The following is a 26,129-nucleotide window of genomic DNA, read 5'->3' as shown; positions in this document are numbered from 1 at the left end:
ATGAGGGCTTCGCGGTGGTCCACCAGCAGGCGGATATCACGCTCTGCGCCGTCCAGGCGGGCCACCGGCAGGTCAGGTTCGCGTAGTGCCGCGCGGGCCACGGCCAAGGCATCAATGGGGTCGGACTTGCCGTAGCTGCGGGCGCTGTCGCGCACGTGGGCCATGAGCTTGGGTGGGACACGCACCAGGTCCTCCCCGGCGGCGAGCAGGTCTGCTTCCAGTCGCCGGGTCATGTGCCGGCAGTCCTCGATGGCCCAACGGCGATCGTGCCCGGCCGGGGTGACCTGCACGGCCCAAGCGAGGGCCTGCAGATGCTCGCTGGTGGTGGTCCCGATGGTGCGGGTCGCGATCTTGCGGCCCAGCTCATCGACGGCAACGATCGTGTGAGAGCGCTTGTGTGCATCGACACCGAACGTGATCATGGGAAGTGCCCTTCCTGGCCGTGAATCGGGTGGGGTTCACGGTCCGGCCGGTGGGCATATCCCAGTCAGGATGCGCCGATCACGCTCCTCTCAAGCCACGCCGGTCGGGCCGTGGTGTCCCGGCGAGCCGCACTACGGACATTAGCCACGAGGGCAGAGCGCAACAGGAGCGAACCCACCGGAACACCCCCAAGCCTTCCACTGGGAGCGCTGGCGCGGGCCCGGGAGCCAGTGAACCCGCCTGTCCGAACGCGGCCCGGGTGAAACTGCCTGTTCGAGCGCTGACGCGGGCCCGCGAGCCGGTGAAACCGCCTGTCCGAACGCCGCACCGTGCCCGTGGGCCGGTAGAACCGCCTGTTCGAACGCCGACGCCCGACGAAACCGCCTGTCCGAGCGCTGGCGCGCGCCCGGAGCCGGCTTGAACCGCCTGTTCGAGCGCTGGCGCGTGGCCGCGAGCCGGTGGAACCGCCTGTCTGACCGCCAGGGCGTGTCCGGCCCGGGTGAAACCGCCTGTTCGAGCGGTTGCGCTCCAGATCTACCTGCGTAGGGCTGCGGGGGTGAGGGTGGCGCCCGTGGGGTGGAGGACCGTGTCTCCTGGGAGGGGGCGTCCTCGGCAGACGACGTCGGAGGTCGGTAGCCGACCGGTGGTGAGGTAGGTCGTCCCTCGTCCGACGGCGCAGGCGTTGCCGCCGAGGAGCACTCCGTGCGAGCCCTCGTCGTCGACGACGACCGCGCGCAGGTTGCGCTGCGCCCGCAGCACCCGCCGTGCGCCCTCCCACGGCGTCGCGGGGTCGACCTCGTTGTGCAGCACGAGCGCCCGGGGCAGCGAATGCCGCGCCAGCGGGGGCAGCCCCGCCGGCCGGTAGGGCCACGTCGCGCACGGGCTGGCGAGCCACGTCCACCCGAGCAGCGGGAACGCGGTGCCCAGGGCGCGTCCTTCGGCCACGTACGACGATGCCGAGCGCGACCACGCGAAGTCGTTGCACTGGACGGCCATGAACACCGTGTCCTCGGCCGTCAGCAGTCCCTGACCGGTGCGGGCCTCGTGGGCCTCCTTGCGGATCGCGGCGAGTCGGCGCGCCGACGGCTCGTCGGCGAGGGTCGCGAGGTCGCCTGCCATCGTGAAGAAGTCGAGGTCGTCGTACATGCGGCTCGCGATGAGCGCGTCGAGGTCGACCGGGGTGAGTCGTCCGAGCCGGCCGGCGCCGGCCCGGGCTCGCAGCGACTCCACGCTCGCGAGCACCTGGGCCGGAGTCCGCCCCAGCCCGTACGTGCGATGGTGTCGCGCGACCCAGGGCAGGAACTGTCGGGAGTAGCGGCGCTGGAAGCCGCGCGGCTGCTCGGCGAAGCTCGCGCGCCACGTCGCGGTCACCTCGACGGTGCTGTCGAGCACCATCCGTCCGATGCGCCGCGGGTAGGCCTGGGCGTACCGGGCGCCGAGCCACGTGCCTGCCGAGACTCCGTACCAGTCGATCTGGGCGGAACCCAGCCGCGCGCGGACGGCGTCGAGGTCGGCCACGGTCTCCCGCGTGTTGACGTGCGGCAGGGTGCGCCCGTGTCGCGCCACGCACGCGCGAACGGTCGCGGCGGTGGCCCGTTGCAACGCGCCGACCTCCCCGGCGGCCCCACGGCGCAGGTCCTTGATCGGCGCGGGGACGAGATCGCAGTCGAGCGGCGTGCTGCCCCCCGCCCCCCGCGGGTCGACGGCGACGATCACGTGGCTGCGGTGCAGCGCCGGGAAGTGCGCGGCGAGCGCCGGAGCGAGCCAGTCGGCGGCGACTCCAGGACCCCCGGGGTTGACGAACAGGGTGCGCGTCGACCGGCTCGGTGCGGAGCTGCGCACCCGGGTGATCTTGAGCGAGATCGCTCCGCTCGTCCGGCGCGACCGGTCGAGCGGCACCCGCATCGTCGCGCATTCGACGAGGGCGGGACGCCGGAGCTGCTGCGCGGTCTCGAGCACGTCCTGCGAGCACGACCGTCTCGACCACGCGAGTCCCCCGGCCGACGGCGCCGCCGATGCGGCCACCGCAGAAGCACCCGACACAGACGACGCAGACGACACACCCGACACAGCCGGCACACCAGCCACGGAGGACGCAGCGGCGGCCACGGGCGCCGACTCACCGATCCCCGTCGATCCGCCGGCCGGGACCATTCCAGTGGCAGAGAGCAGCACCGCGACGACCGCCGCACCCGAAAGCCGTTGAACCACACGTGTTCTCACGTTGTCACCATCGCACGTCACGTCGCCCGCTCGCCTTCTGCGATGCCGTCACTCCGGCCGAGACTGCGGGGACGTCGGCGTCTCCGCGCGGCAGCTCGAGCGCGCACATCCCCGGCCGGGGAGAGGACCTCGTCACACCCCGAGTGGCGGCCCACATCGGCGCGGTGTGCCACGATTGTCTGAGCAATTGACAGGCTGGAGGTGCCATGTTCCACACGGATCCCTCGTCACGCGACGACGCGACCGGGCAGCCGGAGGACCCGTCGACGCAGGCGGAATCGGTTCCGCACGACAGCGGCGCAGAGGGCGTCGACGAGCCGCCGGCCTCCTCCTCCTGGCAGGCCGTGGCCCCCTGGGGCACCCCCGGCAACCACCTCACCGGCCCCATCCCGCGTATCCGCAAGCGGCGCGACGGGTCGTTGACCCACGACGAGGAGTCCTGAGTGACGGATCCGTACCGCGTCTGTGTCGTCTGCTCCGGCAACATCTGTCGGTCTCCGATGGGTGAGGTGGTGCTGCGCGAGAAGCTCGATCGAGCGGGTCTGGGAGACCGGGTAGAGGTCGACAGCGCCGGCACGGGTGACTGGCACGTCGGGCTCGGTGCCGATCCCCGCACCGTGCGTGCGCTCGCCGACGGCGGCTACGACGGATCCGCCCACCGCGCACGTCAGTTCGAGGATGCATGGCTGGCCGATCGCGACCTCGTGCTCGTCGCCGACGAGGGGCACCTCGCCGCCGTGCGACGGCTCGCCGAGGGCGGTGACGTGACCCATGTGCGCCTCCTGCGCTCGTTCGACCCGGCCGCGGTCGAGGCGGGCACGCTCGAGACCGACGACCCCTACTACGGCGACGAGGCGGGCTTCGCGCGGTGCCTGCGCGAGGTCGAGGCCGCCTGCGATGGCGTGGTCGAGTTCATCGCCGCCGAGCTCGACCAGCGCTGACCTGCGCTGATCTGAGACGACCGCGACACCGCGACCTCGCGGCACCACGACTCGGGCACCACGACCTCACGACCTCACGACACCGGGACGAGACCCGCCAGGTTCAGTACCGGAAGCGCGACACGGCCTGCGAGAGGTGCCTCGCGTCGGTCCCCAACTCGTTCGCGGCGGTGAGCAGGTCTTGGGCGTTGCCGTGGAATCCGTCGGAGTGCCGGCTGGTCTCGGCGACCCGGCCGGTGATCGCGGTCGTCGCCTTGGACGCGTCGGCGAGAGCGTGCGTGAGACGGCCGGCGAGTGCGCCCTGTTCGGCCACGGCGTCGACGATCTCGTTCTGGGTGGTGCGTACGCGGTCGACGGTCTCGGCGATGGCCGAGATCGCGTCGACGGCGGCGGTGATGTCGGACTGGATCTGCCCGATGCGTTCGGAGACCTCCTCGGTGGCCTGCCCGCTCTGCATCGCGAGCTCCTTGACCTCGTTGGCGACGACGGCGAAACCCTTGCCTGCCTCACCGGCGCGTGCGGCCTCGATGGTGGCGTTGAGCGCGAGCAGGTTCGTCTGCTCGGCGATCGAGGAGATGCTCGAGACGACGCTCTCGATCTCGGCCGAGGAGCGCCCGAGCCGTTCGACCGTGTGACCCGTGCGACGCACGACCTCGACGGCCTCTCCGGTCACCGACGAGGAGGATTCCGAGGCGGAGGCGATGCGGCGGGTCGTGCCCTGCATCTGCCCGACGACGTCGCCGGCCTCGTCGTTGGCCTGTGTGGCCTGCGTCGATGCGGAGGTCGCGTCCTGCAGTTCGGAGGCGGCGGTGGTGGCGCCGTCGCCGACCTCGGCGGAGATCGCGCCGAGGCGGGAGGCGGTCTGGGTGATGGCCGTGGCCGCGGTGTCGACGTCGCGCAGGGTGCCCGACATTGACGACAGTGCGCGGCGCAGGTGATCGGCCATGGCGCCCATTTCGTCACGGGAGGTGACGTGCGGCACCTGGGTGAGGTCGCCCGCGGAGAGCGCGCTGAGGGAGCCCTGCACTTCGCGGATCGTCTTGCGTACGCCGACGATGACGATCGCCATCGGCGTCATGATGAGCACGCAGGCCAGGGCCACGGCGAGGACGACGAGGATGCGGGTGCGTACGACTGCGGCCTGGGCGCTCTCGGTGGCGGTCTCGACGGCGGCGAGCAGGTCGGGGTTGGCGGCGCCCGCGTTCTGCGCGCTCGTGGCCAGGGTCGTCGCCGCGTTCGACAGGTCGCCGAGAGCGGAGGAGAACGCGAACGACGACCAGATCGTCGTCCCCGCCACCATCACCGCGCAGCCCACGGTGATGAGCCCGTTGAGGATGAGCTTGGTCACCAGACTCATGCCGGGCCGGAACTCGGTCTCCTCAGGGGTGCTGGACGTGGGGGCTAGCGGAACGGTGTCGAGCGACATCGAACCTTCTCCTCGGCGATACGGCATGAAAGAGCACGACAGATCGCGGTGACGGTCACCGGATCGGAGACGATCGACGCGCGATCGGGTGGGGCTCCCCTGCCCTATCGGCGGCCTCGTGGCGGTTCTGATCGACGCCGATCGTGATGTGCGCCGGAGTCACCCGCGCTCTGAGAGCTCCCGTTCTCCCCGCCCGCGGGCCCGACCGGAGCGTCGGTGCCGGGTGACACAATGCGGCCATGACCTCGCTTGCCGACATCACGCCCCCGATCGCTCTCGGCGCCCTCGACGGGCGTTACCGTCCGGCGGTCGCGCCGCTGGTCGATCACCTCAGCGAGGCGGCGTTGAACCGGGCGCGCGTGCACGTCGAGGTCGAGTGGCTCATCCACCTCACCGACCGGCAGGTCGTGCCCGGCGTGCGGCAGTTGACGGAGGCCGAGATCGCCAGGCTGCGGGCCATCGTCGCGAACTTCGGCGCCGAGGACATCGCCGAGCTCGCCGAGATCGAGCGCGAGACCGTGCACGACGTCAAGGCGGTGGAGTACTACCTCAAGCGACGCATGCCGGCGATCCTCGGTGAGGACGCGGCGCAGCTCTCCGAGCTCGTGCACTTCGCCTGCACCAGCGAGGACATCAACAACCTCTGCTACGCCCTCATGGTCAAGGGCGCGGTGCAGACGGTGTGGCTGCCCAAGGCCGAGGATCTGCTCGATCAGCTCTCAGGCATGGCGACCGAGCTGGCCGACGTGCCGATGCTCGCGCGCACGCACGGTCAGGCCGCCACCCCCACGACGATGGGCAAGGAGCTCGCGGTTCTCGCCTACCGCCTGCGCCGGCAGGTGCGGCGCATCGCCTCGGCCGACTTCCTCGGCAAGATCAACGGCGCCACCGGCACGTACGGGGCCCACGTGGCGGCCGTGCCGGAGGCGGACTGGCCCGCGATCGGCAACGCGTTCGTCACCGACCGCCTCGGCCTGACGTGGAACCCGCTGACCACGCAGATCGAATCCCACGACTGGCAGGCCGAGCTGTACTCCGACGTCGCGCGGTTCAACCGCATCCTGCACAACCTCTGCACCGACGTGTGGACCTACATCTCCCTCGGCTACTTCGCGCAGGTGCGCGGCCAGGGCACGGTCGGCAGCTCGACGATGCCGCACAAGGTCAACCCCATCCGCTTCGAGAACGCCGAGGCCAACCTCGAGGTGAGCAACGCCCTCTTCGACGTGCTCGCCTCGACCCTCGTGCAGTCGCGGATGCAGCGCGACCTCACCGACTCCTCGATGCAGCGCAACATCGGCACCGCGTTCGGCCACAGCCTGCTCGCCCTCGACAACGTCTCACGGGGCCTGGCCGGCCTCGACGCCGTTCCCGCGCAGATGGCCGCCGACCTCGACGCCAACTGGGAGGTGCTCGGCGAGCCCGTCCAGTCCGCGATGCGGGCCCTCGGCGCGCAGGGCGTCACCGGCATGGAGAACCCGTACGAGCGGCTCAAGGAGCTCACGCGGGGGCGTCGCATCGACGGCGACGACCTGCGGGAGTTCGTCCGCGGGCTGGGGTTGCCCGACGACGTCGAACAGCGGCTGCTCGGCCTCACCCCGCAGACCTACATCGGCCTCGCGCCCGAGCTGGCTCGCCGGTACATCTGAACCCCCACCACCGCACGACCTGCCGACGGGAGGACCGACCGACCATGACCGCGGCGGAACCGGGCACCTGGATGCCCGTCGAGGTGCGGATCTCACCACTGCGGTGGTGGACGGCGGTGCTCACCGGCCTCGCGAGCCCGCTGCTGTTCACCCCCGCCGGTGACCTGCTCCCCGCCGCCTGGCGAGCCGGGGTCGGCGCGGCCCTGCCCCTCGTCGCCGTGATCTGCGGCCTGCTGCCCACGCTGTTGCGGGCCGGAGGCAGCGAGCGGCTGACCGACGGGCGCACCCCGGGCGGAGCCCTCGTGCTCGCCGTCGCCCTCGTCCTGGGTCTCGTGGCCGGCGTCCCGTTGCTGCTGGTCGGCTCGGACGGCTCGCTCCTCGGCGCGGTCGGAGTTGCCACCGCGGCCCACCTCGTCGCGGGTCGGGTGGTCGCAGGGCTCCTGCGCGTGCTGCCCGCGGGGGCACACGCCTCACGCGCATCCATCCGGTCACGGCCCGGCGCGAGCGTTCCCGCGATCGGCGACGACGAGACGCCCGCCGACGTGACTCCAGGCGATATCACCGCCTCCGCCGCATCCGAGCGGGCCCCGACCCGGGGTGCCGCCGACCTGCGGCGATGGGTCGACCTCGCCGCCGGTTGGGTTGCCATCCCGATCGGTCTGCTCGCGCTGCTGGCGTTCGCCGCCGCCTGGATCCGGCTCGCGCCGCAGTCCACGGGAGGGGTGGCCGCGATCGTCGCCACGATGCCCGCGGCCGCAGTGCTCCTCGCGTCCTCCCCGGCCGCACTCATGCTCGCCCGGCACGTCCCGGGCCGTGCCGCGCGCGACCGGGGGCGCGAGCTCGGCATCGTGTTCGGCGACATCGACCTGCGTGACGTCGCGCGCATCTCGACGCTGGTGTTCGACCCCGTGGGCGTGGTCGCCGACAGTCATCCGCGCCTGGTCTCGGTGCGGCCCGCGGGCCGGCTGCAGGTGACGGCGGCATTGCAGGCCGCCGCGAGCGTCGCTGCGGCCGGGGACGACCCGGTGCACCTCGCGCTCGTTGCCGCGGCCCGTGAGCGGGGAATCCCCCTGCGCCCGGTCGAGGCCGTCCCCTCGCCGCCCGGGAGCCACGCCGCGGGAACACCGGAGCCCCTTCGCGGCCGCATCAAGGACACCGTCGTCACCCTCGGTCCTGCCGAGGTGTTCGAACGCGTCCCTGCCGTATCGACCGGCGAGCAGACGACGGTCCACGTCGGCTGGGGCGGCGTGGCCCGTGCGGCGTTCACCCTGCTCCCACAGGTGCGTTCGCAGGCCCTCACCGACCGGCCCGAGCTGACGGCGCTCGGCATCACACCGGTCGTCGTCGGCCCCGACCCCGCCGTTCTCCGGCACATCGGCGAGGCGCTCGAGATTCCCGACCGCGACCGGCACGTCCTCACCAGGCCGGTCACCTCCCACGAACTCGTGCAGCGGCACGGTCCGCCCCGCGCAGACGCGACGGCCGCCGTCCTCCTCACCGGCATGTTGAGCACCTGCGGCGCACCGGCCCCCGGTGACGCCGCCGTCGTGTTCGCCCCCGGCTCTCCGACGAGCACCGACCGGCTCGACCCGGCCTCCGGTCGAGAGCACGACCACCACACCGTGCACGTCGACCCCGGTGATCTCGCCACGTCGCTGCGAGCCGTCGGCCTGGCCCGCAAGGCCGGCCGCGTCACCACGCAGGGCATCGTGCTGGTCGCCGTCGTCGAGGTCCTCGCGCTCGGAGCGGCCGCGCTCGGAATGCTCGATCCGCAGTACGCCGCCGTCGTGGGTGCGGGACTGCCGGTGATCGCCGCCGCGAACGCCCTACGACCGCGCAGCTACGGACGCGGCGACGCCGACCAGGAGCGCGAGACCACGGCCCGGAGCGAGACCGACGGAGCGGCCGGGTCAAGCAGCGCCTGAGGTCAGATCGTGACCGGTCCGTTCGGGGTGTCGAACGTGACCGACATCAGGCCCGCGGTGCCGTGCGGGGCGATGAAGTCGAAGGCGATCGCGGTGGAGGTGGTCTGTGCCGGCTCGCCGAGCCAGTCGCGCACGCGGTCGGGGTCGCCGGCGATCGTGAGGCGGGCGATGTTCACCTTCGGGCGCACGAGTTCGACGATGGCGCCGGAGGGGTGCAGCTCGGGGTTCTCGAAACAGATGAAGAACGGCAGTTGCGGGTCGTTGATCAGCCCGTTGACACCGATCTGCTGCCACATGAGTTCGCGGCCGTCGGGAAAGCGGCGACGCCCGGCGACCGGGTCGCGCCCGAGGCGCTGGGCCACCGGCGCGAGGTCGTCGACCCGCACGACCCAGCCGAGCCAACCGCCGCCGCGCTCGGAACACGCGCGGACCGCCTGACCGAACGGCGCCTTGTCGGAGGCCGGGTGGTCGAGCACCTCGACGACCTCGACGTAACGCTCGTGGGCCATGGGGAGGATGACGTTGCGGGTTCCGAAGCTGGGGTGCACGCCCCCGTTCACCGCACGCACACCGAGTTTCTCGGCGAGGCGGTCGGCGGTCGCACGCACGCCATCGTGCTCTGCGGCATAGGAGACATGGTCTACTCGCATGGCCACATGGTGGCACAGGGTGCCGAGGTCGCCGGAGTCAGCTACCGACAGCCCCGGGACCTTCGTCCGTACCGCGCTGGCGCACGGCCTCGTAGAGCAGCACCGCCGCCGATGTCGCGACGTTGAGCGAGTCGACCCGCCCGACCATCGGGATCCGCACCCGCACGTCGGCCGCGTCGAGCAGTTGGCGGGACAGGCCCTCCTTCTCCGCCCCGACCGCGATCGCGACCGGGCCGGTGAGGTCGGCCTCGGTGTGCAGCACGTCGGTGTCGGGGGTGGCGGCGACGAGCGAGACGCCGCGCTGTCGCAACCACGCGAGCGTGTCGGCCGTCGTGGCCGAGACGACCGGCACCGAGAACACCGCGCCCTTGCTGCTGCGGACGACGTTGGGATTGCCCCAGTCGGTCACCGGATCGGCTGCGAGCACCCCGTGCACGCCGGCGGCGTCGGCCGTGCGCAGGATCGCCCCGAGGTTGCCCGGCTTCTCCACGTGCTCGGCGAGCAGGAGGAACTCCGGCTCCGGCGGCGCGAACTGCGCCAGCGTGAGGCCGGGAGCGGCGAGCACCGCCAGCATCCCGTCGGGACCCTCGCGGTAGGCGACCTTCTCGAACGCGGCTCGGGAGAGCCGCACGACGCCGACTCCCCGCTCGCGCAGGGCTGCCAGCAGCGGTTCGCCGCGACCGTCATCGAACTCGGGACACCAGTACGCCTCGCGCACCCGGGCGCCGGCCTCGAGGGCGAGCGTCGTCTCCTCCACCCCCTCGACGAGGGTGACTCCGGCCGCGTCGCGATCGCGGCGGCGCTTGAGCCGCGCGAGGGCGCGCAGGCGGGGATTGGACGGGCTGGTGATGGTCTCCATGACGAGACCAGCATCCCACCCGATCAGGCGAGGCGTCCCCCCTGGAACCGCTGCGTGACGTGACAGTACAACGGGCCGCCCGGGAGGGCCTCGCCGTCCTCGAGGTGGCCGGCCATGTCGGTGAGCGCCTTGGCGTAGCCCTTGAGGTATTCCGCCTCGGCGTGGCCGCGTTCCTGGGCGGCGTCCCGCAGCACGGCTCGGGCCCATTCGCGCACGAAATGCGAAAGGTAGAGGTGGTGGCTGTAGAGATCGGCCTGCATCGGCAGGCATTCCGCGGTGTGCTGCTGGTCGTCGTCCATGACGGTCTGTCTCCCCTGTTCGTGTGCTCTCGCATTCCCCCGTTGACGTCTCCCCTATCGCCCGCGACGACGAGGTCCACAGCATTCCCGACCGATTCTGGGGGAGCCATTTTCTCGCCACGAAATCCGTTGCAGCACAACGGATTTCAGGTTCATCAATGTGGACGTGAACCAAGTCGTGCGACCGATATCCCCGCCGTTGCGTGAGGTGTGCGTTCAAGTCGAACGCCATTCTTGAACGTCTTCCGGACGGCTCGCGGCCATCTCCCGGACACGTGAGAGCCGGTTCGCGCCGGCCCCGAGCCGCCGAGTTCGCTCAGCGGCCGCCCGGCACGAGGACGTCGGTGCCGAGGTAGGGACGCAGCGCGGCCGGGACGACGACCGTGCCGTCGGCCTGCTGGTGGTTCTCGAGCAGCGCGACGATCCAGCGCGTCGTCGCGAGCGTGCCGTTGAGGGTCGCGACGATGCGCGTGCCGTTCTCCGTGCGCTCCCGAACACCGAGTCGCCGCGCCTGGAACGTCGTGCAGTTCGACGTCGAGGTGAGTTCGCGGTACTTGCCCTGCGTGGGCACCCAGGCCTCGCAGTCGAACTTGCGTGCGGCGGGACCGCCGAGGTCGCCGGCCGCCACGTCGATCACGCGATAGGGCAGTTCCATCGCCTCGAGCATGCGTTGCTCGTGCTGCAGGAGGCGGGCGTGCTCGTCCTCGGCGTCCTCGGGCCGGCAGTAGACGAACATCTCGACCTTCTGGAACTGGTGCACGCGGATGATGCCGCGGGTGTCCTTGCCGTAGCTGCCCGCCTCACGCCGGTAACACGTCGACAGCGCGGTGTACCGCTTGGGCCCTTGCGCCAGGTCGATGATCTCGTTGGCGTGGAACCCGGCGAGCGCCACCTCCGAGGTGCCGGTGAGGTACAGCTCGTCGGTGCCGAGCTTGTAGACCTCGTCGGCGTGCGAGTCGAGGAACCCGGCGCCGGCCATCGTCGTGGGATTGACGAGGGTGGGGACGCCGATCTGCACGAACCCGTTCTCGTACGCCGTCTCGAGGGCGAGCTGCATGAGCGCGTTCTCGAGCCGAGCGCCCTGGCCGACCATGTAGTAGAACCGCGACTCGGCGACCTTGACGCCGCGAGCCATGTCGAGCAGGCCGAGGTGCTCGGCGATCTCGAGGTGGTCGCGAGGCTCGAAACCCTCGGCGGCGAAGTCACGCGGCGCGGGGCCGCGCTTCTCGAGCTCGACGAAATCGTCCTCGCCGCCCGCGGGCACGCCGTCGATGACGAGGTTGGGCATGCGCCGCATGAGCGCCGACAGCTCGACCTCGGCCTCCGCCGCGGTGGCCTCCAGCGACTTCACCCGGTCCGACAGCTCGCCGGCGGCACGGCGTGCCTCGTTCGCCTCCGCCTCCAGCGCCGTGATCTCGGCGGCGTCCGCGCCCGTCTTCTTGGCCTTGCCGAGGCGGCCCATGACCTCGCCGACGGCCTTGCTCGTCGTCTTCTGCTCCGCGCGCAGACGCTCGAACTCCGCCAGGCTCGACCGGCGCCGCTCGTCGGCGCCGAGGATCGCGTCGACGATCCCCTCGTCCTCTCCACGGGCATGCTGCGACGCCCGTGCGGCCTGCGGGTTCTCACGAAGGAGCTTGATGTCGATCACGCCTCCCACGATATCGGTCGCGCGCCACCGATATTCCGAGCGAGGAGACGGAGCCACGTTCCTCGCCGGAGCTTCGGTGCCTTTCTGCGCACCTCGGGAGCGTCTGCATTCCGTTCGGCGTGTGCACCGGTCCCCCGGTAACGTCGAAGCGTGACCGATCTCGCGCTGCTCCTCGCACAGCTCGTCAGCCTCGCCGTCGTCGCGACGGTGGTGTGGACGACGGTGCGGATCGGAGACGGCTTCTCGCGTGCCGAGACGACTTCCGGCAGCGACGAACCCGCCGAGACCGATGAGACCGTCGAGACCGACGATCCGCAGCGTCCGAAGGTCGCGGTGGTCGTCAACCCGACGAAGTTCGACGACGACACGGAGGTCGAGCGTCACCTGCGTGGCCTGGCCGACGAGCACGGTTGGGAGTTGCTCTGGTGGCGCACCACCGCCGACGACACGGGCACCGGGCAGACGCGCGAGGCGGTCGAGGCGGGGGTCGACCTCGTCTGCGCCCTCGGGGGCGACGGCACGGTTCGCGCGGTTGCCGCCGAACTGCGCAACTCGGACGTCCCCATGGGACTCCTGCCCGGAGGGACCGGCAACCTGCTCGCGCGCAACCTCGGGCTGCCGTACGACTCTCTCGACGACTCGTTCCGCATCGCGCTCACCGGTGTCGACCGCGCCATCGACGTCGGGGTGCTCTCGATCGTGCCCCGTGACACCCAGGAGGAGCCGAAGGACTACCACTTCCTCGTCATGGCCGGCCTCGGGTTCGACGCGTCGGTCATGGCCGAGGCCCCGGAGCAGCTCAAGAGCCGCATCGGGTGGGGCGCGTACGTGGTCTCGGGAGTGCGTCAGCTCTACGGCAACCGGTTCGAGGCCGAGGTCACCTTCGACGGCGGCAAAACGGTCCACCGCAAGGTGCGCTCGATCATCATCGGCAACGTCGGCCGGCTGCAGGGAGGGGTCGAACTGCTGCCCGACGCGGCGGTCGACGACGGCTGCCTCGACGTCGTGCTGCTCTCACCCCGCGGCGTCATGGGATGGGCGGCCGTGATCGTGCGCATCCTCACCAAGACGCGGCGCGGGCACCGCCGCGTCGAGCACTTCCAGTGCCAGGAGATGACGGTCGACCTCGCCGGCCATCACGTCGAGCAGGTGCAGCTCGACGGCGATCCCATCGGTCCCGCGCACGCGCTCACCGCGAAGGTGTTGCCCAACGCCCTCGTCCTGCGCCTGCCGCAACCCGCACCCCAGCCGGCCCACCACGGCGCGACCGGCCACCGCCCCTGAGCGACCTCAGCTGCGCAGCGTCTCCAGCCAGGTGCGGGCGTCGACGTACGCGTCGTCGTCGTGGTAGGGGTGGATCTCGGCCGGGCGGCCGTCGGCGCGCGGGTAGGAGCCGACGAAGCGCACCTCGGAGCAGATGCGGTGCAGGCCCATGAGCGTCTCGCCCACCCGCTCGTCGGCGACGTGGCCTTCGAGGTCGACCGAGAAGCAGTAGGAGCCGAGCGAGGCCTTGGTCGGACGCGATTCGATCCGGGTGAGGTTGATGCCGCGGGCGGCGAACTGTTCGAGCAGACCGAGCAGCCCGCCGGGGCGATCGTCGCGCTGGAAGAGCACCACGGTCGTCTTGTCGGCGCCCGTGGGCCTGGGCAGATGCCCGGGGCGGGCGACGACGACGAACCGGGTGACGGCGTCGGGGATGTCGCCGATGTCGTCGGCGAGCGGCACGAGCCCGTGCCGGTCGGCGGCGATCTGCGGACACACGGCGGCCTGGAACGGCACCGGGGTGTCGCCCGCCAGGTCGGCGGCCGCGGCGGCGTTCGAGAGCGCCGGGACGAACACCGCCTCCGGGAGGTTGTGGGCCATCCACCGGCGCACCTGCGCCCAGGCGTGACTGTGCGTCGAGACACCGGTGATGTCGGCGAGCGTCGTGCCCGGCCGAACCGCGAGGACGAAGGTGATCGGGACGAGAACCTCGGCCACGAGGTGCAGGGGCGTGCCGGTGGCGAGCGCGTCGAGCGTGGCCGACACCCCGCCCTCGACGGAGTTCTCGATGGCGACGACGGCCGAATCCAGTTCTCCCGCACGCACCTTGGCGAGCGCGGCATCGACCGAGGGGCACGGCACCGCGTCGGCCGTCTCGGCCTCGGGGAGGCGCAGCAACGCCATCTCGGTGAACGTCCCCGGGGGCCCGAGGTAGCCGATCCGGGTCATCGCAGGGTGAGCTGGCGACCGAGCAGGCCCGAGCGAGCGCGACGTTCGTCGGCGTTCAGCGGGGTGTCGACGGCGAGCGCTTCGGCGAACCGCCGGGCGACGGCCGCCGCGGCGTCCTCGTAGTCGTCGGCCTCGAGGGCGGGGTCGAGATCCCAGACCGGGGCGAGCAGACCGCACGCGCGGAACGCCCCGAGCAGGCGCGTGTCGGGGCCGAGCGAGACGTCGCCGGCGGCGACGAGACGAGCGAGGGCGTTCGTGGCCTCGTCCTCGTTCTGCGGCAACAGCCACCGCAGGTGGGTGCGCTCGCCCACCCGGCACCAGTAGGCGGACTCGATGCTCGACAGCCTGCGGGTGGGCACGATCGAGGCGTTGGTCTGTTCGAGGGAGGCCTGGGCCTCGGCGTCGAGCTCACGACCCGGCGCGATCCAGAAGTCGAACGTCTCGTGCATCTCGACCTCGAACGGCGCATCGAGATCGACGAGCTCCTGCAGGCGGGGCGTGGAGCGCTCGGCGATGCCGGCCGGGCGTGCCGGCTGCCCCTCGGGCGTGCGCATGAGCTCGAGGAGGACGTGGGCCGCGTCGCGGGAGTGGTCACCGGTGCTCGAGCCCGACTGCAGCCCGATGAGGTACTCACCGTCGCCACGGTGCAGCCCCGGCCACGCCAGCGGCAGGACCGTGGCGAGCGTGACGAACTCGGGAACCTCGCCATCCCCCGCGGCCTCGACGAGGGGCGCGGCGTCGCGACGAAGACGCAGCCTCGCCGTGGCGGCCGGGACGATCTCACGCATCGCGACGATGTCGGTCTCGCCCGGCACGCCCTCGAAGGGGCGGGCGACGAACGGCGCTGCGGTGGAGACGGTCGAACCCTGGCGCCGCTCGGCCTGGCGAGCGCGTCGTGATGCCTTACCCATGAACACAGACTAGGTGGTGCCTCCGACAGCCCTGCCGACCGCTCGTCGACGGTCGCGGCGCGCCGGAGGCGACCGGCGCCTCGGAGACGGTCGGTTCAGAGACGGCGTCGACGGGACGGGCCGCCGAGCGCGGCCCACACGGTGCGTCCGTTGCGCTCGTCCTGCACACCCCACTCGTGAGCCATGCTGCGCACGATGCGCAGACCCCGCCCACGCACCGCCCAGATCGAACGGCGGACCGGCTTGGGCACGGTCGAACCACCACCGTCGCGAACCTCGACCTCGACCGCGCCGCTCTTGACCTTCCAGCGCACACGCACACAACCGTCGGCGAGCGGGCGAGCGTGGAGGACGGAGTTGGCGACGAACTCCGAGACGACGGCCTCGGCCTCGTCGACCACGGCGCGCTCGACCCCGCGGGCCTTGAGATCGGCGGCCACGGTCTCACGGGCCTGACGCACGGCCCCCGTGGTGTGAGGCACTCGCACGCTCTTGGTTCCCTCGACGGGGCTCGTCGTGGCTTCGGGCAGTTGGTCGGTGACGGTCACGATCGACTCCTTCGGCGGCATCGTGTTCCCCACATAACCACCTGTTACACGATTTGCGCAACAGGCCCTGGGTGTCGACTGTGTCGCACCTGCGAAGGGCCACGCGAACGGTCGAGCCGGGGCCGCCGGGATCGCGAGCCGGCCCGGCCGCTCAGACCTCGGCGCCGGCCTCCTGCTGCTGCTCGGCGAGCGGATCGCGGGGGTCGCCCCGGCCGGCCCGGCGACGCTCGATCATGAGGTAGAGCGCCGGCACGACGAGCAGGGTGAGTGCGGTCGAGCTGAACAGGCCACCGATGACGACGAGCGCGAGGGGCTGGGAGATGAACGCCCCACCACCCGAGAGCGACATGGCCATCGGGACGAGGGCGAGGATCGTGGCCAGGGCCGTCATGACGATGGGCCGGACGCGATCCCGGGCCCCTTCGAGCACCGCCTCGTGAACTCCCTGTCCGCGTTCGCGGTGCTGGTTGACGAGGTCGATGAGCACGATCGCGTTGGTGACGACGATGCCGACGAGCATGAGCAGGCCGATGATCGCCGGGACCCCGAGCGGGGTGTCGGTGATCTCGAGTGCGGCGAGGGCGCCCGTGGCCGCGAGCGGCACGCTGACCAGCAGGATGAGCGGCTGGATGAGGCTGCCGAACGTCGCGACCATGACGACGTACACGATGGCGATGGCGATGAGCAGCGCGATCCCCAGCTGGCCGAACGCCTCCTGCTGGTCGGCGCTCACACCACCGATCTCGGCGGAGGCCCCCGGGGGAAGCGTCGTCGTGTCCAGCTTCGACTGGATCGCCCGCGTGAGCGCGCCGAGGTCGTCGCCGGCGGGAGAGGCCGTGATGAGCGCGGTGCGGTGCCCGTCGACCCGGCTGATGGAGGACGCGACGTTCTCCTTCTTCACCGCGGCGATCGTGCGCAGCCGCACCGACCTGCCGTTGAGGTCGTTGCCCACGACGACGTTCTCCAGCGCCGACTCCGACGCCGGCGTACGGCCCTCGTGGACGACCACGTCGTGGCTCTGTTCGTCGATCTCGACCTTGCCGATCGTGGCGCCTTGCAGTGCCTGCGACACCGCCATCCCGATCTGCGGCTCGGTGAGGCCGCGTTTCAGCGCCTCGGCGCGGTCGACGTCGACGACGAGAGTCGGGGTCTCGGCCGCGAGGTTGTTCGTCACGTCGCGCACGCCGCCGGCGTCGGTGACGGCCTTCTCGACGGCCGCAGCGGCCTTGCGCAGGTCGGCCGCGTCGGCGGCCTGCACCGACACCTCCACCTGGCTGCTACCCGGACCACCGTCGGCCTGCGACACGGTGACGTCACCGAGATCGTCCCGCGACGCGAACTGCGTGCGCAGCGCGTCGGCGACCGCGGAGGCGTCGGAGTCCTCCTTCAGGGTCAGCGTGTGGCGCGCGGTGCTACTCCCGCCACCGCCGAACATCGCCTCGAATCCGCTGCTGCCGGACCCGGCGATCGTCGTCTGGACCGACTGGACGGCCGGCTGCGTGCGAACGAGCCCCTCGACGACCTTGGCCCGCTTGTCGGTCTCCGACAGCGTGGTGCCCGCCGGGAGCTTCTGGGAGATCGTGAGCGAGTCGGAGCCGGAGTCGCCGATGAAATCGGTCTTGAGGCCGGTGGCGAGGCCGCCGGTGAGAGCCAGCAGCAGCACCGCCGCGAGCACGGTGATGGCCGGGTGCCGCAACGCGAGGTCGAGCGTCGGCATGTACGCCCGCACGAGAAAACCGCCCACGTGCGTGTCGCGCCCGGCGCGCGCCGGCTCCCCGCCCTCCACCGGGTCGGCGTCGTCGGCCTCATCGGTCGCGTCGGGTTCGTGGGACTCATGAGACTCGTGGCGCTCATGAGACTCGGCGGCCTCGTCGGATCGACTCCGCCAGGGCAGACGCAGGCGCCGGCGGCCCTGCGTGGCCGAACCACTCCGCACGAACCAGTACCCGAGCACCGGGATGATCGTGAGCGCGACCAGCAACGATGCGCCCATGGCGAGGGCGACCGTGATGGCGAATGGGCGGAACAGCTCGCCGGCCTGGCCACCGACGACACCGATGGGCAGGAACACCGCGACCGTCGCGGCGGTGGACGCGGTGATCGCGGCGGCGACCTCCTTGACGGCCCGGGGAATGGCGACGCCCTTGGGTTCGCCCAGGTCGAGGTGCCGCTTGATGTTCTCGATGACGACGATCGAGTCGTCGACGACGCGGCCGACCGAGATCGTCAACGCGCCGAGGGTGAGGATGTTGAGCGAGAGGCCGCCCGTTCGCATGCCGATGATCGCCATGAGCAGCGACATCGGGATCGACAGGGCCGTGACCACCGTGAGCGGCACCGAGAGCAGGAACACGAAGACGACGAGCACGGCCATGGCGAGGCCGAGCATGCCCTCGACACCGAGGTCGTCGATGGACTGCTCGATGAACGGGGCCTGGTCGAAGACGACGGTGAGCTTGCCGTTGGGGATCTTGGCCTGGGCGTCGCCGAGCTTCTCGTGAATGGCGTGCGAGACGTCGACCGCGCCCGCCTGGGGGGTCTTGGTGACGGCGAGGGTGACGCTCGGGCGCCCGTCCGAGCGCGAGACCCCGGCGCCGGGGCCGTCGACGAGCTCGACCTTCGCGACGTCGCCGAGCGTGTGGATCTTGGGCGTCGGGATCGTCTGCTGCCCCTGCATCGCCGCGAGTTGCTTCTGCAGCTCCGAGAGTCCGGCGAGCTGGCCCTGCAACGCCGAGAGCTGCTGCAGCTGACCCTGGAGCTGCGACAACCCCTGCAACTGGCCCTGCAGCCCCTGCAACTGCTGCAGTTGTCCCTGGAGCTGCGCGAGCTGGGCGAGCTGCCCCTGCAGACCGCGCAGCTGGTCGAGCTGCCCCTGCAACTTGCGCAGCTCACCGAGTTGACCCTGCAGCCCCTGGAGTTGCTCGAGCCCCTTGAGCTGCTGCTGCAGCTGGTCCAGGCCCTTGAGCTGCTGCTGGAGCTGCTCGAGCTGGTCGAGGGCGGCGATGAGCCGCGGGAGCTGTTCGAACTGCTTGACGAGCTCGGGCAGCGAGGGCAGCCCGGGCGGCCACGGCACGTCGGTGGGCAGCGCCGTGGGAAGGTCGGTGGGCAGGCCGGAGGGCCCGCCCGTCGGGGAGGGCGGAGCGCTCGACGTGGTCGGAGGCCCGGTGGGACTCGTGGAGCCGGGGGTAGACGGACTGGGAGTCGACGAGCCGGGGGTCGCAGACTCGCTGGGCGTGGTCGACGGCGTCGTGGCCGGACCGGTCGGGGTCGACGGCGGCGTCGCGGGCGCCGTGCTCGACGAGCCGGGCGTGGGAGTGGGGCTCGGTGTCGGAGCCATCGGCCGCGCCCGCGGGACGGGGGCGAGCATGCCGATGCCCCCGAGAGCCGGGGCGCCGCCGGAGCCGCCGGATCCACCTCCCGAGCCGGGGGATCCGGGTGGGGCCGCCGGTGACGAGCCACCGGATCCACCGGAGCCGCCCGACCTACCCGAGCCACCCATCCCGGCCAGGGGGTTGGCGCCACCGGAGCCACCGGGCACGGAGGCCAGCGGCAGGTCTCGGATCTCGTCCAGCGTCGTGAGCCGGGATCCGACCTCGACACTGAGGTCCTTCGAGCCCTCCTTGATCTGACCGCCGGGGACGACGATGCCGTTGGCCTGGAGCAGGCTGGTGACCGTCGAGGCCGTGATGCCCGTTCGATCGAGCTCGTCCTCGTCGAGGTCGATGCGCACGATCTTCTCGGCGGCGCCGCTGACCTGGACCTCGCGAACCCCGGGCACGTCCTCGAGTTCGGGCACGACGAGGTCGCGGACGCGCTCGGCGAGCTGGTCGGGGTTCTCACCGCCGCTCGCGGCGATCTGCATGACCGGAAAGTCGTCGATGCTGCCGGTGATGACCTGGGGCTCCGCGCCCTCGGGCAGGCTGCGCACCGCGAGCACGGCCCGCTGGAGTTTGGCCTGTGCCTGGGGCAGGTCGGTGCCGTACTCGAGGTTGACCGTGACCGACGACATGGCGGCCGACGACGTGGACTCGACCTTCTCCACCCCGTCGACGCCGAGCACGGCGGCCTCGACGGGCGCGGTGACCTGTTCCTCGATGACCCCCGCGCTCGCCCCCGGGACGACCGTGACGACCCCCGCGATCGGGATCTGGATGGAGGGGATGAGCTCTCGCCGCATGCCGCCGAGGGCGATGATGCCGCCGATCATGACGAAGACCGTGACGAGGGCGATGAGAGCCCGATTGCGCAGGCTGAACCTGGTGAGAATCACGCGAACTCCGATGCGGTGGAACGGCCGGCGAGACGGATCCCTCCCACCGACGTCTGCGAGTCTGCCACAGGGCACCGACGGCGCCTTTCGGCGTCATCGCCTAGCCTGAGGTCCGGCCGGGAGTCGGGACGTCCCGGGCCTCGACCCCGCTCGACAACGCCCGCGACCTCGAGGAGGTTCCCGTGAGCACCGACACTTCCCCCGCCACCGATCAGGTGCGGTTCGATCGCCGGGGCGCACTCGGCGTGGTCGTCCTCGACCGGCCCAAGGCCATCAATTCACTCACGCCCGAGATGGTCCGCGCGATGCGCACCCAGCTGCAGGCGTGGCGGGACGACGATGCCGTGCGGGTCGTCGCGATCACCGGTGAGGGCGAGAAGGGCCTGTGCGCCGGCGCCGACGTCGTCTCGGTGCGTCGGGCGCTCGTCGACGGCGACGAGGCGGGGGCGATGGCCTTCTTCGCAGAGGAATACGACCTCGACCGACTCATCGGCGACTACCCCAAACCGGTCGTCGCGTTCATGGACGGCGTCACCATGGGCGGCGGCATCGGCATCGCCGGACACGCGTCGCTGCGCATCGCCACCGAACGCACGAAGGTCGCGATGCCCGAGACCAAGATCGGCTTCTTCTGCGACGTGGGCGGCCTCTACCTGCTCGCGCGCACCCCCGGTGAGTTCGGCACCCACCTCGCGCTGACGAGCGACGTCGCCTCCGGGGCCGACGCGGTGCTGCTCGGCGTCGCCGACGTGCTCGTCGACTCGGGTTCGCTGGAGGAGATCCTGCGCGGCCTGGAGACCGGTGACGTGCCGACACCGGCCGGGATCGGCTCGACCGACCACCCGGCCCCGTTGGAGAAGGACCGTGCGTGGATCGACGCCTGCTACACCGGTGACGACCCGGTCGCCATCGTCGAGCGTCTGCGCGCCTACCGCGGCGAGCGGGAGGAGCAGGCGCACGAGGCCGCCCGGGCCATCGAGGCGCGCTCGCCCTTCGCGGTGTGCGTGACGCTCGAGGCGCTGCGACGCGCGGGCCGCCTGGACTCCCTCGACGCCGTCCTCGACCAGGACCTCGTCCTCGCCCGCGCCTTCTGCACCGAACCCGACTTCCGTGAGGGCGTCCGTGCGCTCCTCGTCGACAAGGACAACGAGCCGTCCTGGCGGCACCCGTCGATCGCCGACGTTCCCCGCGGCGAGGTCACCGCGGCCTTCGACGCCTGAGGCGCCCACGACGACGCGGGCAGGCCACCGGCCTGCACCCGGCGATGGCACGATGGGGCCGTGACGACGACGCCGGATTTCGACCGGCTCTACGCCGACGACCCCGACCCGTGGCAGGTCGCGACGAGTTGGTACGAGCGACGCAAGATCGATGTCGTGCTCTCCTCGTTACGGCGCCCGGCCTACCCGGTGGTGTGGGACGCGGGCTGTGGCACCGGCGAACTCGCCGCCGCGCTCGTCGGTCGGGCCGAGGCCCTGCTCGCGACCGATGCCTCCACCGAGGCGGTCGCGCTGGCGTCGGCGCGACTCGCCGAGGCTCCGAGCGCACGGGTCGAGCTCTCGCGACTGCCCGACCGACCCGCCGGGCTGGAGAGCCCGCCCGACCTCGTCGTGCTCAGTGAGCTGCTCTACTACCTCTCGTCGCGGGACCGCGCGGCGACCTACGCGCTCGTCGACGAGGTCGCCGCACCCGACGCCGATCTCGTGCTCGTGCACTGGAGCCCGCGGCCCGACGACGCGCACTGCTCCGGTCTCGAGAGCTTCAACGAGGCGAGCGTCGCGCTCAACGCACGGGGCTGGGGACGCATCGTCACCCACACCGACGCCGAGTTCCTCCTCGGCCTCTTCTCCCGCGACGTGCCCGCCGAGGTCGGCGGCCGCGACGACGACACCGACGAGGAGCTGCGATGACCCGTCATGTCTTCGACGGCCGGATCGCCGGGATGGGCACGGCGGAGGGCACGCGTCTCGTCGTCGGTCACTGGCCCGTCTCGCCTCTGGGGTCGTTCACCGATGTCATGGTCGAGCGCTCGAACGGGCAGCGACTGTTGCTCGCGCCGAGCATGGACGTCGCCGAGTTCGTCACGGCCACCTACTCGTTCGACGACGTCGTGCTCACTCCGGTGACGTGCGTCGTCCACGAGGGGCGATCGACCGGCCCGGCGCAGCGCTGGTCGGTCGAGGCCGGGCCGCTGCGCCTGACGTTCACGACCGGAGGCCGCACTCTGCTCGGTGCGTTGCTGGCCGCGATCCCCCGGCGGGTGGCGACGTCGCCGGCGTTCTGCCGGTTGACCGACCTGCCCGCACGCGCGGTCGGACTCCGTACCGCGGGCACGGCGGGGCGGGACCGTCTCGAGTTCTACGGCGCCCGCGACGTGCACACCGTGACCTCGCTCGTCGCGTCGTGGACGGGCGTGGATCTCGGCCCGCTGCGCCCGGTCACTCCGCCGGTGCGCTTCGGGTTCGGCTCCACCCCCGCTCGCCCCAGCGTGACGACGGTGACGACGACCGTCGTCACGCCCGGCTGACCCCGCCGTCAGCGGAGGGCGCCTGCGTCGATCGGTGCCTCAGAACGACGCCGATCCGCGCTCGAGGTGACCGTAGCGGTGCATCGTGCGGCTGATCGCCTGCTCGCGCAGGAAGAACAGCAGCTCTCGGCGGCCGGTGGCGACGACGGGGTCGGCGAAGAGCGTGACCGTGCCCCGGGCCTCCTCCTCGCGAAGCGCCCGCATGAGCGTGGCGTCGTCACCGAGCACCTTGAGACGACCGCTGACGTCACCGCGTTCGACGCGCAGGAGGAAGTCCTCGCTGGTCTCGGCGCGGTCGACGTACCGGTTGATGATGCGCAGCGCCTCGTCGGCGTCGGCGTCGCGCCCGTGCCAGGCCTTGAGCAGCGCGCTCGTGCCGGGGTCGAGGCTGATCCGCAGCGGCGCCTCCACCGCGATCGCCCCGAGGACGAGGCGCAGCAACTCGACGAGCGCCACCCCGTCCCCCGTGCGCACCCACACGTCGGGGTGGAGGCGGTAGCGGAAGACGTTGGTCTCGACGACGAGGTCGGAGTCGTCGCGTTCGACGTCGAACTCGTCGATGCACGCGCGTGCGTCGCTGCCGGCGGCGGCACGCAGCCAGGTGCGCTCCTCGCGGTCGGGCAGCAACCCGAGGAACGCGCGCAGCGCGCGACGCGCCTCGCCGGTGACGTCGCCGAGCTGGGTGGGCAGGCCCGAGGGGGTCCAGTGCCCGAGCTGGGCGACGTAGTTGGGTCCGCCGGCCTTGGCGCCCGGGCCGACCGAGCTCTCCTTCCAGCCGCCGAAGCTCTGCCGGCGCACGATCGCGCCGGTGATGTGCCGGTTGACGTACGCGTTGCCGACCTCGACGTGCTCCAACCACTGGTCGATCTCCACGGCGTCCAGCGAGTGCAGCCCGCCGGTGAGGCCGAAGGCCGTGGCGTTCTGCAGCTCGATCGCCTCCTCCAGGGTGTCGGCCGTCATGAGGCCGAGCACCGGCCCGAAGACCTCGGTGAGGTGGAAGAACGAGCCGGGCTGCACGCCCTCCTTGAGGCCGGGCGACCACAGGCGGCCGGTGTCGTCGAGCTGCCGGGGCTCGACGATCCAGCTCTCAACCTGCTCGAGCGTGGTGAGGGCGCGCAGGAGCTTGCCGTCGGCCGGCTCGATGATCGGGCCCATCGTCGTCGAGAGGTCCTGCGGCCAGCCGACCCGCAGCGACGAGACTGCGTCGGTGAGTTGACGGCGGAACCGCTCGGACGTCGCCACCGATCCCACGAGGATCGCGAGCGAGGCGGCCGAGCACTTCTGCCCCGCGTGCCCGAACGCCGACTTCACGAGGTCGGCCACGGCGAGGTCGAGGTCGGCGGCGGGGGTGACGACGAGGGCGTTCTTGCCGGAGGTCTCGCCGTACACCCGTGCGCCGTGCTCGTGCTCGGTGCGCCAACCGGCGAACATGCGGGCGGTCTCGCTGGCCCCGGTGAGGATGACGGTCTCGACGTCGGGGTGGCTGACGAGGTGCCGGCCGGTGGTGCGTTCGCCGGTGCGGACGACCTGTGCCGCGTCGGCCGGGACGCCGGCGGCGTGAAGCGCCTCGATGCCGAGCTCGACGCAACCCGGAGTCGGGTGCGCGGGTTTGATGACGACCGCCGACCCCGCGGCGAGGGCCGCGAGGACGCCGCCGAGCGGGATGGCGACGGGGAAGTTCCACGGCGGGGTGACGAGCGTGACCGGGCTCGGGGTGAACGTCGCGCCGTCGGTCGCGAGGCCCTTCTCGAGGTCGAGAGCGCGGTCGGCGTAGTACCGCGCGAAGTCGATGACCTCGCTGATCTCGGGGTCGGACTGCTCGACCGTCTTGCCGCCCTCGGCCGCCATGACGGTGAGGAACCGCCCACGGCGGGCTTCGAGCTCACGCGCGGCCTCCCGCAGGATGCCCGCGCGTTCGGACGCCGGTCGCGCGGCCCACTCCTGGTGGGCGCGGGTCGCCGTCGCGATCACCTCGTCGACCTCCTCGGTGGAGCGGAGCACCGGTGAGGTGAGCTCGTCCGGGGTCGCCTCGAGCGCGGCCTTCGCCCACGCGCGGACGGCCGGCAGCGCCGGGTCGGAGTCGGGGGTGTTGTCGAACTCGTCGGCGATGCGGGCGCGCTCGGAGCGCCGCTGCGGCCCGACCGACGTCGTCGGGATCGCCTCGACGGACTCGCGGAAGCGCTGCTCCTGCTCGCCCATCGGGTCTTCGCCCGAGCCGCGCGTGTCGCCGTCGTCGAAGATCGCGTGGAGGAAGTTGCCGGGGGTGGCGTTCTCCTCGAGGCGGCGGATGAGGTAGCTGACGGCGACGTCGAAGTCCTCGGGGGCGACGACCGGCGTGTAGAGCAGCACGGTGCCCACCGTCTCCTTGACCGCGCGGGACTGTGCCGGGGCCATGCCCTGCAACATCTCGATGTCGAGCGCGCCCGAGGTGCCGCGGTGCTCGGCGAGCAGGTGGGCGACGGCGATGTCGTAGAGGTTGTGGCTCGCGACGCCCACGCGCACGGGGGCCGGGCGGCCGTCGTGGCTGCCGGCGGCGTCCTCGCGCAGCAGTCGTTCGACGCAGCGCAGGTAGTTGGCGTCGACCTCCTCCTTGGAGCGGTAGGGCGCCTGCTCCCAGCCGTGGATGGCGGCCTCGACCTGCTCCATCGCCAGGTTGGCGCCCTTGACCAGGCGGATCTTGATGCCGGCGTGGCCCTTGGCGACCCGCTCCTGCGCGAACTCGACGAGTCCTTCGAGTGCGGGCATGGCGTCGGGCAGGTAGGCCTGCAGCACAATGCCGGCCTCGAGCTGTTCGAACTCCGGCTCCGAGAGCATCCGCTTGAACAGGTCGAGGGTGAGGTCGAGGTCGCGGTACTCCTCCATGTCGAGGTTGACGAACGCCTTGGGCGACTTCTCGTTCGCGACCCGGTAGAGCGGGCGCAACCGGTCGAGGCAGTGCGCGACGGTGCCCTCGTGGTCCCACGTGCTGATCTGGCTGACGAGTGAGCTCACCTTGATCGAGACGTAGTCGACGTCGTCACGGCGCAGCAGGTCGGTGACGCGCGCGGTGCGGGAGGCGGCCTCATTCTCGCCGAGCACGGCCTCGCCGAGGAGGTTGACGTTGAGGCGGAATCCCTCGGCGCGGGCGCGTGCGAGGTGCTTGCGCAGGGCGGGGTCGTGGGAGTCGCCGACGAGGTGACCGACCATCTGCTTCAACCGCATTCGTGCGAGCGGCACGACGAACGACGGCGCGAGGGGCGCGACCTTGGCTCCGAGACCGAGCAGCGCCCGGTCGGTGGAGGCGAGGAACGCCGAGGCGTTCTTCGTGGTGAGGTGCGACAACTCGTGCGCGGCGGCCCGGTTGTCCTCGGGCCGGGCGACGCGGTCGACGAACCGGACGGCGAAGTCGAGCCCCTCCTCGTCACGCACCAGCGAGGCGAGCTGACCGGTCGTGGCCCGCTCGGCCTTCGTCTGCTCACGCTCGGTCGCCTCGGCCCACCGTCGGGCCAGCGCGACCGCGTCCTCGACGAACGGACGAAGGGCATCGCGAGCGAGGTCGCTCTCGACCGGGGACATCGTCGTCTGCTCACTCATCGGGCCAGTATCGGCGCCCGGCGCGCGGGCCGTCTTGTCGATTCGG

20 protein-coding genes are annotated in these 26,129 nt (G+C 71.7%); 8 read left to right on the top strand and 12 right to left on the bottom strand.

The genetic code is table 11. The annotated features are described in order from the left end of the window. Both BN1197_RS06080 and BN1197_RS06075 read right to left on the bottom strand, forming a co-directional pair. The coding region (locus BN1197_RS06080; RefSeq protein WP_040155191.1) for an IS110 family transposase at nucleotides 1-422 on the bottom strand (422 nt) is incomplete at its 3' end. Nucleotides 423-957: 535 nt separating this feature from the next. Beyond that, a complete protein-coding gene (locus tag BN1197_RS06075) occupies nucleotides 958-2,382 on the bottom strand; it encodes an alpha/beta hydrolase (protein WP_040157144.1) in 1,425 nt (474 codons plus the stop codon). A 470-nt stretch (nucleotides 2,383-2,852) separates the two neighbouring features. Between BN1197_RS06075 and BN1197_RS06070 the strand changes: the two genes are divergently transcribed. Beyond that, entirely contained in the window at nucleotides 2,853-3,089 is a 237-nt protein-coding gene (locus BN1197_RS06070; RefSeq protein WP_040157143.1) for a hypothetical protein, read from the top strand. Further along, complete coding sequence (locus BN1197_RS06065; RefSeq protein WP_040157142.1) at nucleotides 3,090-3,587, top strand: low molecular weight protein-tyrosine-phosphatase; 498 nt, start codon at nucleotides 3,090-3,092, stop codon at nucleotides 3,585-3,587. It begins immediately after the preceding gene. A 103-nt stretch (nucleotides 3,588-3,690) separates the two neighbouring features. Here the strand turns inward: BN1197_RS06065 and BN1197_RS06060 are convergent, their stop codons facing one another. Then, nucleotides 3,691-5,013: a methyl-accepting chemotaxis protein gene (locus BN1197_RS06060; RefSeq protein WP_052466079.1), complete on the bottom strand. Its 1,323-nt coding sequence runs from the start codon at nucleotides 5,011-5,013 to the stop codon at nucleotides 3,691-3,693. A gap of 239 nt (nucleotides 5,014-5,252) precedes the next feature. Here BN1197_RS06060 and purB point away from each other — a divergent pair, with 239 nt between their 5' ends. Beyond that, nucleotides 5,253-6,662 carry an adenylosuccinate lyase gene (gene purB, locus BN1197_RS06055; RefSeq protein WP_040157139.1) on the top strand — a complete coding sequence of 470 codons (1,410 nt, stop codon included), beginning with the start codon at nucleotides 5,253-5,255 and terminating at the stop codon, nucleotides 6,660-6,662. Between the two features lie 44 nt (nucleotides 6,663-6,706). Beyond that, complete coding sequence (locus BN1197_RS06050; protein WP_040157137.1) at nucleotides 6,707-8,587, top strand: HAD family hydrolase; 1,881 nt, start codon at nucleotides 6,707-6,709, stop codon at nucleotides 8,585-8,587. A 2-nt stretch (nucleotides 8,588-8,589) separates the two neighbouring features. Here BN1197_RS06050 and BN1197_RS06045 read toward each other — a convergent pair whose 3' ends face one another. From BN1197_RS06045 to serS, 4 genes are all read right to left on the bottom strand, one after another. Continuing rightward, entirely contained in the window at nucleotides 8,590-9,237 is a 648-nt protein-coding gene (locus BN1197_RS06045) for a VOC family protein (RefSeq protein WP_040157136.1), read from the bottom strand. Between the two features lie 37 nt (nucleotides 9,238-9,274). Then, nucleotides 9,275-10,096, bottom strand: a complete 822-nt coding sequence (locus BN1197_RS06040; RefSeq protein ID WP_040157134.1) for a TrmH family RNA methyltransferase — start codon at nucleotides 10,094-10,096, stop codon at nucleotides 9,275-9,277. Nucleotides 10,097-10,119: 23 nt separating this feature from the next. Then, nucleotides 10,120-10,395 (bottom strand): hypothetical protein, encoded by a 276-nt coding sequence (locus tag BN1197_RS06035; RefSeq protein ID WP_040157132.1) that lies wholly within the window; start codon nucleotides 10,393-10,395, stop codon nucleotides 10,120-10,122. A 316-nt stretch (nucleotides 10,396-10,711) separates the two neighbouring features. After that, a complete protein-coding gene (gene serS, locus BN1197_RS06030; RefSeq protein WP_040157130.1) occupies nucleotides 10,712-12,043 on the bottom strand; it encodes a serine--tRNA ligase in 1,332 nt (443 codons plus the stop codon). Nucleotides 12,044-12,193: 150 nt separating this feature from the next. Between serS and BN1197_RS06025 the strand changes: the two genes are divergently transcribed. Then, nucleotides 12,194-13,327 carry a diacylglycerol/lipid kinase family protein gene (locus tag BN1197_RS06025; protein ID WP_082043667.1) on the top strand — a complete coding sequence of 378 codons (1,134 nt, stop codon included), beginning with the start codon at nucleotides 12,194-12,196 and terminating at the stop codon, nucleotides 13,325-13,327. A 6-nt stretch (nucleotides 13,328-13,333) separates the two neighbouring features. On the opposite strand, the gene pheA is transcribed toward BN1197_RS06025, so the two are convergent. The 4 genes from pheA to BN1197_RS06005 form a co-directional block, all read right to left on the bottom strand. Further along, on the bottom strand, nucleotides 13,334-14,254 hold the full coding sequence (gene pheA / locus BN1197_RS06020; protein WP_040157128.1) for a prephenate dehydratase: 921 nt from the start codon (nucleotides 14,252-14,254) through the stop codon (nucleotides 13,334-13,336). Next, on the bottom strand, nucleotides 14,251-15,165 hold the full coding sequence (locus tag BN1197_RS06015; protein WP_040157331.1) for a DUF5926 family protein: 915 nt from the start codon (nucleotides 15,163-15,165) through the stop codon (nucleotides 14,251-14,253). The genes pheA and BN1197_RS06015 overlap by 4 nt, the downstream gene beginning before the upstream one ends. Nucleotides 15,166-15,260: 95 nt before the next feature. After that, on the bottom strand, nucleotides 15,261-15,713 hold the full coding sequence (locus BN1197_RS06010; RefSeq protein ID WP_245851838.1) for an ATP-binding protein: 453 nt from the start codon (nucleotides 15,711-15,713) through the stop codon (nucleotides 15,261-15,263). A 151-nt stretch (nucleotides 15,714-15,864) separates the two neighbouring features. Beyond that, a complete protein-coding gene (locus BN1197_RS06005) occupies nucleotides 15,865-19,983 on the bottom strand; it encodes an efflux RND transporter permease subunit (protein ID WP_052466078.1) in 4,119 nt (1,372 codons plus the stop codon). Nucleotides 19,984-20,165: 182 nt separating this feature from the next. Between BN1197_RS06005 and BN1197_RS06000 the strand changes: the two genes are divergently transcribed. The 3 genes from BN1197_RS06000 to BN1197_RS05990 are packed head-to-tail and all read left to right on the top strand — an operon-like array spanning nucleotide 20,166 to nucleotide 22,510. After that, a complete protein-coding gene (locus BN1197_RS06000) occupies nucleotides 20,166-21,203 on the top strand; it encodes an enoyl-CoA hydratase/isomerase family protein (protein ID WP_040157126.1) in 1,038 nt (345 codons plus the stop codon). A 60-nt stretch (nucleotides 21,204-21,263) separates the two neighbouring features. After that, on the top strand, nucleotides 21,264-21,893 hold the full coding sequence (locus BN1197_RS05995; RefSeq protein ID WP_052466077.1) for a methyltransferase: 630 nt from the start codon (nucleotides 21,264-21,266) through the stop codon (nucleotides 21,891-21,893). After that, nucleotides 21,890-22,510 (top strand): hypothetical protein, encoded by a 621-nt coding sequence (locus BN1197_RS05990; protein ID WP_040157124.1) that lies wholly within the window; start codon nucleotides 21,890-21,892, stop codon nucleotides 22,508-22,510. Before BN1197_RS05995 ends, BN1197_RS05990 begins: the two co-directional genes overlap by 4 nt. A gap of 39 nt (nucleotides 22,511-22,549) precedes the next feature. On the opposite strand, the gene BN1197_RS05985 is transcribed toward BN1197_RS05990, so the two are convergent. Further along, nucleotides 22,550-26,083, bottom strand: a complete 3,534-nt coding sequence (locus BN1197_RS05985) for a bifunctional proline dehydrogenase/L-glutamate gamma-semialdehyde dehydrogenase (protein WP_082043665.1) — start codon at nucleotides 26,081-26,083, stop codon at nucleotides 22,550-22,552. Between the last annotated feature and the right edge of the window lie 46 nt (nucleotides 26,084-26,129).

This window comes from Mobilicoccus massiliensis, from assembly GCF_000826525.2.
GTDB lineage: Bacteria > Actinomycetota > Actinomycetes > Actinomycetales > Dermatophilaceae > Mobilicoccus > Mobilicoccus massiliensis.
Note: the sequence above shows the minus strand (reverse complement) of the source record. Positions and strands in the feature narration are given on the sequence as shown.

What these genes read in the sequence shown, in the direction of transcription:
- BN1197_RS06040 (WP_040157134.1), bottom strand. Translation starts at nt 10,096, where the DNA reads ATGGAGACCATCACCAGCCCGTCCAATCCCCGCCTGCGCGCCCTCGCG.
- BN1197_RS05990 (WP_040157124.1), top strand. Translation starts at nt 21,890, where the DNA reads ATGACCCGTCATGTCTTCGACGGCCGGATCGCCGGGATGGGCACGGCG.
- purB (WP_040157139.1), top strand. Translation starts at nt 5,253, where the DNA reads ATGACCTCGCTTGCCGACATCACGCCCCCGATCGCTCTCGGCGCCCTC.
- BN1197_RS06070 (WP_040157143.1), top strand. Translation starts at nt 2,853, where the DNA reads ATGTTCCACACGGATCCCTCGTCACGCGACGACGCGACCGGGCAGCCG.
- pheA (WP_040157128.1), bottom strand. Translation starts at nt 14,254, where the DNA reads ATGACCCGGATCGGCTACCTCGGGCCCCCGGGGACGTTCACCGAGATG.
- BN1197_RS06050 (WP_040157137.1), top strand. Translation starts at nt 6,707, where the DNA reads ATGACCGCGGCGGAACCGGGCACCTGGATGCCCGTCGAGGTGCGGATC.
- BN1197_RS06035 (WP_040157132.1), bottom strand. Translation starts at nt 10,395, where the DNA reads ATGGACGACGACCAGCAGCACACCGCGGAATGCCTGCCGATGCAGGCC.
- BN1197_RS05985 (WP_082043665.1), bottom strand. Translation starts at nt 26,083, where the DNA reads ATGAGTGAGCAGACGACGATGTCCCCGGTCGAGAGCGACCTCGCTCGC.
- BN1197_RS06060 (WP_052466079.1), bottom strand. Translation starts at nt 5,013, where the DNA reads ATGTCGCTCGACACCGTTCCGCTAGCCCCCACGTCCAGCACCCCTGAG.
- BN1197_RS06045 (WP_040157136.1), bottom strand. Translation starts at nt 9,237, where the DNA reads ATGCGAGTAGACCATGTCTCCTATGCCGCAGAGCACGATGGCGTGCGT.
- BN1197_RS06015 (WP_040157331.1), bottom strand. Translation starts at nt 15,165, where the DNA reads ATGGGTAAGGCATCACGACGCGCTCGCCAGGCCGAGCGGCGCCAGGGT.